This is a genomic window from Stenotrophomonas sp. HMWF003, assembly GCF_003061285.1.
In the GTDB taxonomy this organism is placed as follows: domain Bacteria; phylum Pseudomonadota; class Gammaproteobacteria; order Xanthomonadales; family Xanthomonadaceae; genus Stenotrophomonas; species Stenotrophomonas maltophilia_AP.
Map to the genome: position 1 here is coordinate 401 of NZ_QAIW01000354.1, position 11,533 is coordinate 11,933.

The 11,533-nt window shown below is 70.2% G+C and carries 11 protein-coding genes and 2 pseudogenes; 1 reads left to right on the forward strand and 12 read right to left on the reverse strand.

The genetic code is table 11. The features are described 5' to 3' along the window. The 9 genes and pseudogenes from DBR34_RS23195 to hisS form a co-directional block, all read right to left on the reverse strand. A pseudogene (locus DBR34_RS23195) lies at nt 1–148 on the reverse strand (HisA/HisF-related TIM barrel protein); the annotation flags it as partial. Continuing rightward, on the reverse strand, nt 145–747 hold the full coding sequence (gene hisH / locus DBR34_RS14275) for an imidazole glycerol phosphate synthase subunit HisH (RefSeq protein WP_128097281.1): 603 nt from the start codon (nt 745–747) through the stop codon (nt 145–147). The pseudogene DBR34_RS23195 and the gene hisH, both read right to left, overlap by 4 nt. Further along, entirely contained in the window at nt 744–1,817 is a 1,074-nt protein-coding gene (hisB, locus tag DBR34_RS14280) for a bifunctional histidinol-phosphatase/imidazoleglycerol-phosphate dehydratase HisB (RefSeq protein ID WP_128097282.1), read from the reverse strand. The genes hisH and hisB overlap by 4 nt, the downstream gene beginning before the upstream one ends. Continuing rightward, nucleotides 1,814–2,905 carry a histidinol-phosphate transaminase gene (hisC, locus tag DBR34_RS14285; protein ID WP_128097283.1) on the reverse strand — a complete coding sequence of 364 codons (1,092 nt, stop codon included), beginning with the start codon at nt 2,903–2,905 and terminating at the stop codon, nt 1,814–1,816. The genes hisB and hisC overlap by 4 nt, the downstream gene beginning before the upstream one ends. After that, nucleotides 2,902–4,197: a histidinol dehydrogenase gene (gene hisD, locus DBR34_RS14290; RefSeq protein ID WP_128097305.1), complete on the reverse strand. Its 1,296-nt coding sequence runs from the start codon at nt 4,195–4,197 to the stop codon at nt 2,902–2,904. Before hisD ends, hisC begins: the two co-directional genes overlap by 4 nt. Before the next feature lie 11 nt (nt 4,198–4,208). Further along, nucleotides 4,209–5,120 (reverse strand): ATP phosphoribosyltransferase, encoded by a 912-nt coding sequence (gene hisG / locus DBR34_RS14295; protein ID WP_038688653.1) that lies wholly within the window; start codon nt 5,118–5,120, stop codon nt 4,209–4,211. A gap of 13 nt (nt 5,121–5,133) precedes the next feature. Continuing rightward, on the reverse strand, nt 5,134–5,460 hold the full coding sequence (locus DBR34_RS14300) for a YerC/YecD family TrpR-related protein (protein ID WP_128097284.1): 327 nt from the start codon (nt 5,458–5,460) through the stop codon (nt 5,134–5,136). A 172-nt stretch (nt 5,461–5,632) separates the two neighbouring features. Then, a complete protein-coding gene (locus DBR34_RS14305) occupies nt 5,633–5,926 on the reverse strand; it encodes a hypothetical protein (RefSeq protein ID WP_258223944.1) in 294 nt (97 codons plus the stop codon). Then, a complete protein-coding gene (gene hisS, locus DBR34_RS14310; protein WP_128097285.1) occupies nt 5,923–7,320 on the reverse strand; it encodes a histidine--tRNA ligase in 1,398 nt (465 codons plus the stop codon). The genes DBR34_RS14305 and hisS overlap by 4 nt, the downstream gene beginning before the upstream one ends. A 139-nt stretch (nt 7,321–7,459) precedes the next feature. Between hisS and DBR34_RS14315 the strand changes: the two genes are divergently transcribed. Continuing rightward, nucleotides 7,460–8,212 (forward strand): helix-turn-helix domain-containing protein, encoded by a 753-nt coding sequence (locus DBR34_RS14315; protein ID WP_128097286.1) that lies wholly within the window; start codon nt 7,460–7,462, stop codon nt 8,210–8,212. Nucleotides 8,213–8,329: 117 nt separating this feature from the next. Here the strand turns inward: DBR34_RS14315 and thrC are convergent, their stop codons facing one another. The 3 genes and pseudogenes from thrC to DBR34_RS23200 all read right to left on the reverse strand — a co-directional run. Then, nucleotides 8,330–9,619, reverse strand: a complete 1,290-nt coding sequence (gene thrC / locus DBR34_RS14320) for a threonine synthase (protein ID WP_128097287.1) — start codon at nt 9,617–9,619, stop codon at nt 8,330–8,332. 34 nt (nt 9,620–9,653) lie between these two features. Beyond that, the gene (locus DBR34_RS14325) at nt 9,654–10,586 is read right to left on the reverse strand and encodes a homoserine kinase (RefSeq protein ID WP_128097288.1); all 933 of its coding nucleotides are present in this window, start codon (nt 10,584–10,586) and stop codon (nt 9,654–9,656) included. Further along, nucleotides 10,583–11,533: pseudogene (locus tag DBR34_RS23200) on the reverse strand (bifunctional aspartate kinase/homoserine dehydrogenase I); the annotation flags it as partial. The pseudogene DBR34_RS23200 and the gene DBR34_RS14325, both read right to left, overlap by 4 nt.

Genomic DNA, 11,533 nt, shown 5'->3' on the forward strand with positions numbered 1-11,533 from the left:
GCATCCAGCTGGCGCCGGCATCGGCGAAGGCCTGTGCGCGCGGCAACGGGTCGTCGCCATAGGTGGTCTGCTGCGCGTAATCGCCCTGCAGCAGGCGCACCACGCGGCCTTCGCGGATGTCCAGGGCGGGATAGACGGTGAAACTCATGACGGTTCGTTCTCGATGAAGTTGCGCAGGATCCGGGCACCGGTGGCGGCCGAACGCTCCGGGTGGAACTGGGCGCCGCTGTGCAGGCCGCGCTGCACCACCGCGGCGAACAGGCCGCCATGGTCGCAGGCCGCCACGGTGTGCTCGCCCAGCGGTGCCGCATAGCTGTGCACGAAGTAGGCGCTGGCGCGCTCCGGCACGCCGTCCAGCAGCATCGATTCGCGCAGCGGCCGCAGCCGGTTCCAGCCCATGTGCGGCACGCGGATGCCGGTGGCCGGGTGCAGGTGGCGGACCACTCCGGGCATCAGCCCCAGGCATTCCACGTGGCCCTCTTCGGAGCCCTCGAACAACAGCTGCATCCCCAGGCAGATGCCCAGCAACGGCACCTGCAGGTCGCGCAGCGGTTGCACCAGGTCCTGCGCATGCAGGCGCGCCATGCCGTGCGGGGCCGCGCCCACGCCGGGCAGGATCACCCGCGACACGCCCTGCAGGCCCTTCGCGTCGCGTACCAGCCGCACCTGCACGCCCAGCCGTTCAAGTGCATAGCGCACCGAGCCCAGGTTGGCGCCGCCGGCATCGATCAGGGCAACCTCGGTCACAGCGCCCCCTTGGTGCTGGGCAGTGCGGTGCCCTGGCGCGGCAGCGCCTGGCGCAGGGCGCGGGCCAGTGCCTTGAAGCACGCTTCAACCTTGTGGTGGTCGTTGTCGCCGCGCACGCTCAGGTGCAGGTTCAGCCCGGCGGCGTCGCACAGCGACCGGAAGAAGTGCGGCACCAGCTCGGTGGGCATGTCGCCCACGCGCTCGCGCTTGAACTCGCCCTCGAACACGAAGTACGGCCGGCCGCTGAAATCCAGGGCCGCGCTGGCCAGGGTTTCATCCATCGGCAGGGTGAAGCCGTAGCGGCCGATGCCGCGCTTGTCGCCCAGCGCTTCACGCAGGGCCTGGCCCAACGCCAGGCCGGTGTCTTCGATGGTGTGGTGTTCGTCGATGTGCAGGTCGCCCTCGGCCTGCACGCTCAGCGCGAAGCCGCCGTGCTTGCCGATCTGCTCCAGCATGTGGTCGAAGAACGGCAACCCGGTGTGGGTCTGTGGTTCGGCGGTGCGGTCCAGGTCGACCTCGACACGGATCCGGGTTTCCTTGGTATTGCGCTGCACGGTGGCGCGGCGCGGCGCATCGGCCAGTTCATGGGCGATGCCGTTCCAGTCCCACTGCCCGCCGAACTGTTCGGTGCGCAGCTGGAAGCCGCGGATTTTCATGTTCTCGGCGAACTGGATGTCGGTGGGCCGGTCGCCGACCATGCCCGAGCGGGCCCAGTCGATCCTGCGGTCCTGCAGGTAGGGCAGCATCATGCCGATGCCCGGCTTGCGGGTGGGCGCGTTGTCGTGCGGCCAGGTACCGTCGATCAGCACGTCACGGAACACGATGCCCTGGCTGGCGAAGATCTGCAGCATCAGGTCATTGGGGCCGTCGAAACTGGCCTGGGGGTAGCCTTCGCTGCCCAGACCGTCCTGGTTGCTGACGATCACGAACTGGTACCCGGCATCGCGCAGCTTGAGCATCGCCGGGATCACATCGCGCACGAAGCGGATCTTTTCGTAGGCGTCGATCTGGAAATCGGCCGGCTCTTCGATCAGCGTGCCGTCGCGGTCCACGAACAGGATGGGGGTCATGCCGCTACCCTCCGCGCGGCCAGCGCACTGAGCACCCGATCGTTCTCCAGGGTGCTGCCGATGGTGATGCGCAGGGCGTCGTGCAGCTGTGGCGCGGCGCGCTGGTCGCGTACCACCACGCCGGCTGCCAGCAGCGCATCGAAGGCCTGCTGCGCATCACTGAAGCGCACCAGCAGGTAATTGCCCTGCGAGGGGTAGACGCGCAGCACGCCGGGCAGCACCGCCAAGGCCTGCTGCAGGCGGCCACGCTCGGCCTTGATGCGCTCCACGCGGGAGGCGGTGAGCTGCAGGTTGCTGTCGCTCAAGCCCGCCAGGGCCAGCTCGGCGCAGGGGCCGGGAATCGGGTACGGCGCCTGGCAGCGGCGCAGCAGCGCGATCAGCGCCGGCGCGGCAATCAGGCTGCCGATGCGCGCGGCGGCCAGCGCGTGCGCCTTGGACAGCGTACGCAGCACGGCCACGTTGTCGTAACGCGGCAGCAGCGTGACCGCCGACGGCAGCGCGGCGTACTCGGCATAGGCCTCGTCCACCACCACCAGCGCCCTGCCCTGCAGCGCCGTCGCTACCCGTTCCACCTGTTCCAGCGCGATCGCGCTGCCGGCCGGGTTCGAAGGCGAACACAGGAACACCAGCTTGGCGTTGCCGGCCAGCGCGGTGGCGATCACCGCGTCGATATCGGCGTTGAGCGCATCGCCGTCGTCGCGCAGCGGCACCTCCAGCAGCGGCGCGTTCTGCAGCCGCGCGCACACCGCGTACATGCCAAACACCGGCGGGGTCACCAGCACCGCGTCGCGGCCGGGCTCGCACAGCGCGCGCACCAGCAGGTCGATCGCCTCGTCGCTACCGCGGCCGATCAGCAGCTGCTCCGGCGCGCAGTCATACAGCTCCGCCAACCGCGCGCGCAGTGCGGCCGGCTGCGGATCCGGATAGCGTCGCGCCCGGCCTTCGCTGTCGGCCGGATTGGCCCAGGCCGACTCGTTGGCGTTCAGCCATACATCGCCCACCAGCGCGCTGCTGCGGGCCGACGAATAGCCGGCAAAGGCCTGCAGGTCCGCGCGGACCAGCGACATCACCGAAGCGGGCGCGCTCATGCGGCCACCTGCATGCGCAGTGCCACCGCATTTTCGTGCGCGTCCAGGCCTTCGGCGCGGGCCAGCGTGCGCGCGCAGCCGCCGATCGCGGCAATGCCCTGCGCGGTGGCCGACTGCACGCTGATCATGTTCTGGAAGCTGGCCACGCTGACCCCGCTGTAGGCACGCGCGGCGCCTGCAGTGGGCAGCACATGGTTGGTGCCGCTGCAGTAATCGCCCAGCGCCTCCGGCGTGTAGTCACCGAGGAACACCGAGCCTGCCGCCTCGACCTGTTCCAGCCACGCGCGGGGGTCGCGCAGGGCCAGGATCAGGTGTTCGGGTGCGTAGCGGTTGCTGATCTGGAAGGCCTGCGCCAGCGAATCCACCAGGATCAGCTGCGAGGCCTGCAGCGCCTGAGTGGCGATGTCCCTGCGCGACAGACGCGCCAGCTGGGCCTGCACTTCGGCGTCGACACGCGCCAGCAGGGCGTCGTCGTCGGTGAGTAGCAACACCTGCGAATCGGGACCGTGTTCGGCCTGGGACAACAGGTCGGCGGCGACGAAGGCCGCGTTGGCGCCGGCATCGGCGATCACCAGCACTTCGGACGGACCGGCCGGCATGTCGATCGCCGCTGCACCGTCCTGAGCCACCTGCTGCTTGGCTTCGGTGACGAAGCTGTTGCCCGGGCCGAACAGCTTGTCGCAGGCCGGCACGCTGTCGGTGCCATAGGCCATCGCCGCGATCGCCTGCGCGCCGCCCAGCTTGAACACCCGGTGCACGCCGGTCAGGCGCGCGGCCACCAGCACCGCCGGGTCGGCACTGCCGTCCTTGCGCGGCGGCGTGCACAGCACCACTTCGCGGCACCCCGCCAGTTGCGCGGGCACGCCCAGCATCAGCGCGGTGGACGGCAGCGGGGCGCTGCCGGCCGGTACGTACAGGCCGACCCGGCCAATCGGCCGCACCATGCGCTCGCAGCGCACGCCCGGCGCGGTGTCCACCGCATAGCCCTGGCTCATGCCGGCCTTGTGGAACACGCCGATGCGCGCGGCCGCCTCGACCATCGCCTGGCGCAGGTCGGCCGGGACGGCCTGTTCGGCCGCGGCGAACTCGGCCTCGGTGACTTCAAACGATTCGGGGGCCACGCCATCGAAGCGCAGGCTGATCTCGCGCAGCGCGGCGTCGCCGTCGGCGCGCACGGCGGCGATCAACCCGGCCACCGCATCACGGGTCTGCGCGGCCACGGCCTGCACCGGGCGCTGCAACGCCTGCGCCTGGGCGCTGGCGTCCAGGGTGGACCACTCCACTACATTCATCGAAAGACGGTTCATGCCAGCGAACGCTCCACGCTCAATACCATCAGGCCCTGGGCGCCTGCGCGCTCCAGGTCTTCCAGCCGCTGCCAGGTCAACGCGCCGTGGCACATGGTCTGCAGGCGCAGGTGGCCGCCGTCGTCGGGCAGCTGCACCAGCGGGTCGGCATCGGGCAGCAGCCGGGTCAGTTCGGACACGCGGTCCAGCGCGGCACGGAACATCAGCAGCTTGCTGTCCTGCACCTTGACCACGCCATCCAGCCGCCGCAGCAGCATCGCCATCAGGCCGGCGCGGGCGTCGTCGGGGGTCTTCACCGGGCCGGCCAGCACCGCTTCGCTTTCCAGCAGCGTTTCCACCGGCTTGAGCTGGTTGGCGGCCAGGGTGGCGCCGCTGGAGACCAGATCGCAGATCAGGTCGGCGGTGCCCAGGCGCGGCGCGATTTCCACCGACCCGGACAGTTCCACCACCTGCGCGTCGACGCCGCGCGCGGCCAGCCAGTCGGCCAGGATCGCCGGGTAGCTGGTGGCGATGCGCTTGCCGGCCAGCTGCTCAACGCCGGTCCATTCCCATTCGTCGGGCACGGCCAGCATCAACCGGCACTGCCCGAAGTTCAGGCCGCGCAGCGCCTGGTAGGCGTCCGGCAGGCCGATCCGGCGGCGCGCGGCGCCCTGTTCGTCCAGCTCGTTGCGGCCGACGATGCCGAAATCGCAGACGCCATCGGCGATCAGGCCGGGGATGTCGTCGTCGCGCACCAGCAGCAGGTCCACCGGCAGCGATTCGCCGTAGCAGAACAGCTTGTCGCGGCTCTGCCGCCAGCTCAGCCCGCAGGCGGTCAGCAGGCTGCGCGCCGGCTCGGCCAGCCGCCCGTTCTTCTGGATGGCGATCCGCAGCCGGTCACGGGCCGGGGCGTTCTGGGTTGCACTCATGGGGGAGGCTCTCTTACTCGGATTCGGGGGGCGTAGGCGTGGCGGTCACGGCGATGGCGGCGGCATAGCCGCCGTGGCCATGCTCCAGCGAACGCGCCACGCGCCCGGTGGTGGTCACGCTGACACCGGTCAGTTCGTGGATTTCGCGATACGGCACGCCCTGCTGCAGCAGCGGCACCACCTTCCAGCGGTCCGACAGCGCCTCCAGCTCGGCCGGGGTGCACAGGTCGCGCAGGAATGCGGTGACCTGGTCCGGGCTGGACAGCGCGGCGAAGGCCGCAGCCAGGCAGGCCAGATCGGCCTGGGCGTCTTTTTCTCGGGGGGCGGGGCGTAGTTTCATCGTATCAATGTAATAGCGTGCTATTACATTAGCGCAAACGCGGTCACAGGGTCAAACCGTGTCGCTGCGCGGACCGGGTTGGTTCAGGGTGCGGAAACGAAAAAACGCCCGCTGGGCGGGCGTTTTTTCTGGAGATCGGGCCATTGGCGGCGTACCGACCAACGGTGGGTACCTACCGGCAGTGCACCTCGGCGCGCAGGGCCCCGTGGCGCAGGCACTCGCCGAACAGGCTGCCCTGGCGGCTCGGGATGGACTGGAGGGCCTCCAGCTCGCCTGCCCCGCCCGGGCACGTCTGCCCGGCCAACTGGCGCAGGTCACGCTGCAGCTGCTCCCGGTCGATCACGTGGCAGCGGTCGACCGTCAGCCGGTACTGGCCCGGACCGATCCGCTGGGTGTGCAGCGCAGGATCGGTCCGGCACGCGGTCAGCAGGAGCAGCAGCGTTGCCGCCGCCCCCAGCCGCCTCACGGCATGACCTTGGCCTGCTCCAGCTCCACCTGCAGGGTGCTGGCCAGTTCCTCGCGCGACACCTCGAACTGCTGCTCGCGCAGCAAGTCCTTCACCGCCACCACGCCACGGGCCAGCTCATCGTCCCCGGCCAGCACCACGAAGCGGATCCCGGCCTTGGCCGCGTACTGGAACTGCTTGCCGATCTTCTTCGGCTCCATCTGCACTTCGGCGTTGATGCCACCGGCGCGCAGGCGACGGGCGATGTCCAGCGACTGGGGCAGGCTGGCGTCGTCCATCAGCGCCACCAGCGCGTGCACGCTGCTGTCTTCGATCCCGGCGATCAGGCCGGCTTCGCGCAGCTGCCAGAACAGGCGGGTCAGGCCGATGGAAATGCCCACGCCCGGCAGCTTGGACTTGCTGTAGTGGCTGGCCAGGTCTTCGTACCGGCCACCGGAGCAGATCGAGCCGATCTGCGGGTGGTCGGTCAGCGTGGTTTCGTACACGGTGCCGGTGTAGTAATCCAGGCCGCGCGCAATGGAGAAGTTCAGGCAGTACGCGGTTTCCGGCACGCCCAGCGCCTTGACCAGCTCCAGCACTTCGCGCAGTTCGGCCACGCCCACCTTCAGCGTTTCGCTGGCGGCCGGATCGGCCAGCAGCGCGTCCAGCTGCGCCAACGCGTCGGCGTGGCTGCTGGAACGTACCGCCACGAAGGCGAGGATCCGCTCGACCTGCTCGGCCGGAATCGCAAAGCCCTCGCCCACCAGCGTCTCGCGCACGTAGTCGGGGCCGCGCTTGTCCAGCTTGTCCACTTCGCGCAGCACCGCCAGCTGACGCTCGCCATCGGCGACGCCCAGGCTCTCGAAGAAGCCGCGCAGCAGCTTGCGGTTGTTCAGCTGGATGCTGAAGGCGCCGATGCTGAGCTCGGCAAATACCGCATGGATCACCGCCAGGACTTCGGCGTCATAACGCGTGCTCAGGGTGTCCTTGCCGATCACGTCGATGTCGCACTGGTAGAACTCGCGGAAGCGGCCGCGCTGGGCACGCTCGCCGCGGTACACGCGCTGCATCTGGTAACGACGGAACGGGAAGGTCAGGTCGTGTTCGTGTTCGGCCACGTAGCGGGCCAGCGGCACGGTGAGGTCGAAGCGCAGGGCCAGCTCGGGCAGCGCCTTGTCGCCGGCTTCGGCGGCGTTGGCCAACGCGCCGGTGGACTGCACGAAATACACCTGGCGCTCGGTTTCACCGCCGGACTTGGTCAGCAACACATCGGACAGCTCGAACACCGGGGTTTCCACCGGCAGGAACCCGAACCGCTCGTAGTTGCGGCGGATGACGTCCAGCATGCGCTGGAACGCGATCTGCTCGCGCGGCAGCAATTCCATGATGCCGGGCGGCGTACGGGGCTTGATCACTTGCGGGACTCCTGCGAATCGGGGGATGAGCGTGGTGCATATTCTAGCCGCAGCCGGCGCGCCGGGCTGCGCTGATCGCGCCGGTCCGGGCCAATGGCCGCATGAAGTATCATAAGCAGGCCCCGCTCCCTGGTTCGACATGACCCGGCCCCACTCCGGTACCGCCCTTTCCGCCGTTGAAGATCCCGCCAGCCCGGGCTGCTCGCCGCTGCGCGACTGCCTGCACTGCTCGGTACGTCATCTGGCCGTGTGCTCGGCGTTGTCGCCCGACGAAGTGCTGGCGCTGGAACGGGTGACCGTGTCCCAGCCGCTGGCGCTGGGCGCCACCCTGGCCCGCAGCGGTGAACCGCGCCTTCATGTCTATACCTTGACTGCCGGGGCGCTGCGCCTGGTGCGGACACTGGCCGACGGCCGCCGCCAGATCAGCGGGTTCGTGCTGCCCGGCGATTACCTGGGCCTGAGTGGCAACGACCACCATCGCTACGACATCGAAGCCATCGCCGACAGCCGCGTCTGCCGGGTGGCGCTGCCGCAGATGAAAGAGCTGCGCGCGCGTTACCCGCACCTGGAGCGCAAGCTGCTGCAGCGCGCCTGCCAGGAACTGGACGCCGCGCAGGACGCGGCCATGTCGCTGGCCCGCCTGCAACCGGCGGAAAAGCTGGCCGATTTCCTGCTCCGCCTGGCTGCCCGCGAAGCCCGCCTGGGCGGCAACGGCCTGCGCGTGACCTTGCCCATGGGCCGTGGCGACATCGCCGACCACCTTGGCCTGACCATGGAAACGGTGAGCCGCACGTTCACCAAGCTGCGCCAGCAGGGCCTGATCGCCCTGCCCCACCTGAACACCGTCGAGATCCTCGACGAAGCAGCACTGCACGCCCTGGCCGGCAAGTAGAGCCGGGCTCTGCCCGGCTTGCCGGAACCAACGCAACCCGCCGTAGAGCCGGGCTCTGCCCGGCTTTCCCGCGTGCCCATGACGTCGCAACGAAAGGCAGCCGGGCAGAGCCCGGCGCTACGCGAGCAGTACCTCGCGCAACGCCGCATACGCCGGCGCGCACGGCTGCGCATGCGCGGGCCGCTGCAGCAGCGCCGACAGCGACGGCGGCACGTCCAGCGCCCGACCGATCAACGGCTCCACCACCGATTCGAACTTGGCCGGGTGCGCCGTCGCCGCGACCGCCCAGTCGCCCTGCATGCCCTCGGTACGCAGCGCCTCCAGCACTGACATCGCGGTCGCGGTATGCGGGCAGAACACTTCGCCGGCCCGCGCCCAGCGCCGCGCGATCAACGCGCGGATCGCCGCATCGTCCACCGCCTCCACGCGCAGGTCCGCGCGCAGCGCCGCATCGTCGTCGGCATACAGCCAGCGCAGCCGCTCGAAGTTGCTCGGCGCGCCCACGTCCATCGCATTGGCCAGGGTCGCCACGCTGGTCGCCGGCTGGTACGCGCCGCCGTGGAAGAAGCGCGGCAGCACGTCGTTGGCATTGGTGGCCAGGGCGATCTGGCCCAGTGGCAGGCCCATGGCACGCGCCAGCAGCGCGGCCATCGCATTGCCCAGGTTGCCGGTGGGGACCACGAGATTGAGCACGTTGCCGGTGCGCGCGTGGTGTTCCAGCGCGGCATGCGCGTAGTAACTCATCTGCGGCAACCAGCGCCCCAGGCTGATGCTGTTGGCCGAACTCAGCGGCACCTGCGCCTGCAGTGCCCGGTCGCCCAAGGCCTGCTTCACCATCGCCTGGCAGTCATCGAACGAGCCGGCCACGCGCAGCGTGTGGATGTTGTCGCCAAAGCACCCCAGCTGGTGCGCCTGGCGGGGCGACACGCGCCCATCGGGGTACAGCACCACCACGCGGATGCCCGGTTGGCGGTGGAACGCCGCCGCCACGGCCGCGCCGGTATCACCGGAGGTGGCCACCACGATCGTCAGCGGGTGCTCGCGTCCCTGCTGCAGCCGCGCCAGGCTGGCGGCCAGGAAGCGCGCGCCGAAATCCTTGAACGCCGCGGTGGGGCCATGGAACAGCTCCAGCACATGGTCGCCGGGGGTGCTCAGTGCACGCAGCGGCGCGGGGAAATCAAAGGCATCCGCGCACAGCTGCTGCAGGTGCGGTGCCAGTGCATCGCCTTCGAAGTACGGGGCCAGCACCGCGGCGGCATCGCGCGCCAGCGAACCCTGCGGCTGCCATGCCGATGCCTGCGGGCGCTGCGCGGGTACATACAGGCCGCCGTCGGGGGCCAGCCCGGCGGCAATGGCCTGGCTGAGCGTGGCGGGCGGTGCGGTGTGACGGGTGGAAACGAAATTCATCGGTCATCCTGGAAGAAAGTAAGAAACACCGCGCTTACAGCAACTGCGCGCCCGGCGCGTTCACTGGCGAGACCCAACCCTGGCTGTCGAATCCGGCGGCGGCGAAGGCCTGCTGCACCGCCGCCTGCGCTGCCAGCGCCGCGTCACGTCGCTCGAACCAGGCGAAAATGCTCGGACCGGCGCCGGAAATACTGGCGCCCATCGCACCGGCCGCCAGCGCCGCATCCCGTGCGGCATGAAAACCACCGATCAACCCCGCGCGGCGCGGCTCCACCAGTACGTCACGCAGGCCGGCGCGCACCAGCGACGCATCGGCGGTGAAGCAGCCGCTCAGCACCAGCGCCAGGTGCGCGCTCTGTTCGACGAATTCCCCCAGCGCATAGCTGCCCTGCAGCGCTGCGCGTGCACGCCGGGTTTCCAGCACGGCCTCCGGATGCACCAACAGGCTGTGCCAGGCGTCCGGCACGGGAATCGGCACCAGCCGCTCGGCCGTGCTCAACACCAGCCCGCCCAGCAGCATCGGCCCCAGGTTGTCGCCGTGCCGTCCACCGCTGGCCACCGCCTCGCCCTCGAGCGCGAACGGGTACAGCGCCGCACGCGGCAGTGGCGTGTCCAGCAGTGCATTGGCCGCCACCAGCGCGGCCACGCAGGACGCCGCCGATCCGCCCATGCCCGAGCCCAGCGCGATGCCCTTGTCGATCTCCACCTCGAACCCGAACGGCAATGCCAGCGCGTCGCGCAGCGCGATCAACGCTGCCCCCGCGGTGTTGTCCGGCGCGTGCAGCGGCAGCGCGAACGGCGTCCCCCGGATGGCCGCGATGCGCACTTCGGGCGCCTCGATGCGGCGCACGGTGACCGTATCACCGACACCGGCGATGGCGTGGCCGAGGATGTCGAAGCCCACCGCGACGTTGCCCACCGAGGCCGGCGAAAACGCACGCGCCGCGTTGCTGTCGCCACCGCTCACAGGCGCGCTCCTTCGCCCACCGCCACCCGCAGCACATCGGCGAACACGCCGGCGGCGGTCACCTCCGGGCCCGCACCCGGGCCCTGCACCACCAGCGGGTTGTCGCAGTAGCGGCGCGTGGTGAACTGCACCACGTTGTCGGTCAGGCGCAGGTTCGCGAACGCGTGCCCGGCCGGGAGCTCCACCAGCCCCACCTGCGCACCGTCCGGCGACAGCCGCGCCACGTAACGCAGCACCGCCCCACGTGCCCGGGCCGCGGCCAGGCGCTCGGCGAACGCGGCATCCACCGCATCCAGGCCGGCCATGAACTCTTCCACGCCGGCCTCGCGCAGCGCCTCGGGCACCAGGCTCTCCACCTGCACCTGCTCCAGGCTCAGGTCGCGCCCGGCCTCGCGCGCCAGGATCACCAGCTTGCGCGCCACATCCACGCCCGACAGGTCATCGCGCGGGTCCGGCTCGGTGTAGCCCATGCCACGGGCCTGCGCCACCAGCTGCGAGAACGGGACCTGGCCGTCGTACTTGTTGAACAGCCATGCCAGCGTGCCGGAGAAGATGCCGTCGATGGCCAGCACCTCATCCCCGGTATCCACCAGGTCGCGCAGCGTGGTGATCACCGGCAGACCGGCCCCGACCGTGGCTTCGTAGCGGAAACGCGCACCGCTGGTGGCGGCCGCCTCGCGGATCGCCTGGTAGCGCGGCAGCGGGCCGGCGCCGGCCTGTTTGTTCGGGGTCACCACGTGGATGCCCGCCGCCAGCCACCCGGCGTAACGGTCGGCCACATCGGCGCTGCCGCTGCAGTCGATGACCAGCGCATGCGGCAGATGGGCCGACAGCAGGTGCTCGGTGAAGGCCTCCAGGTCGGTCGGCTCGGACGAGCCTGCCAGTGCGCTGCGCCAGTCGCCGTGCAGGCCGCGCTGGTCCAGCAGCATGCGGCTGCGCGCGATAGC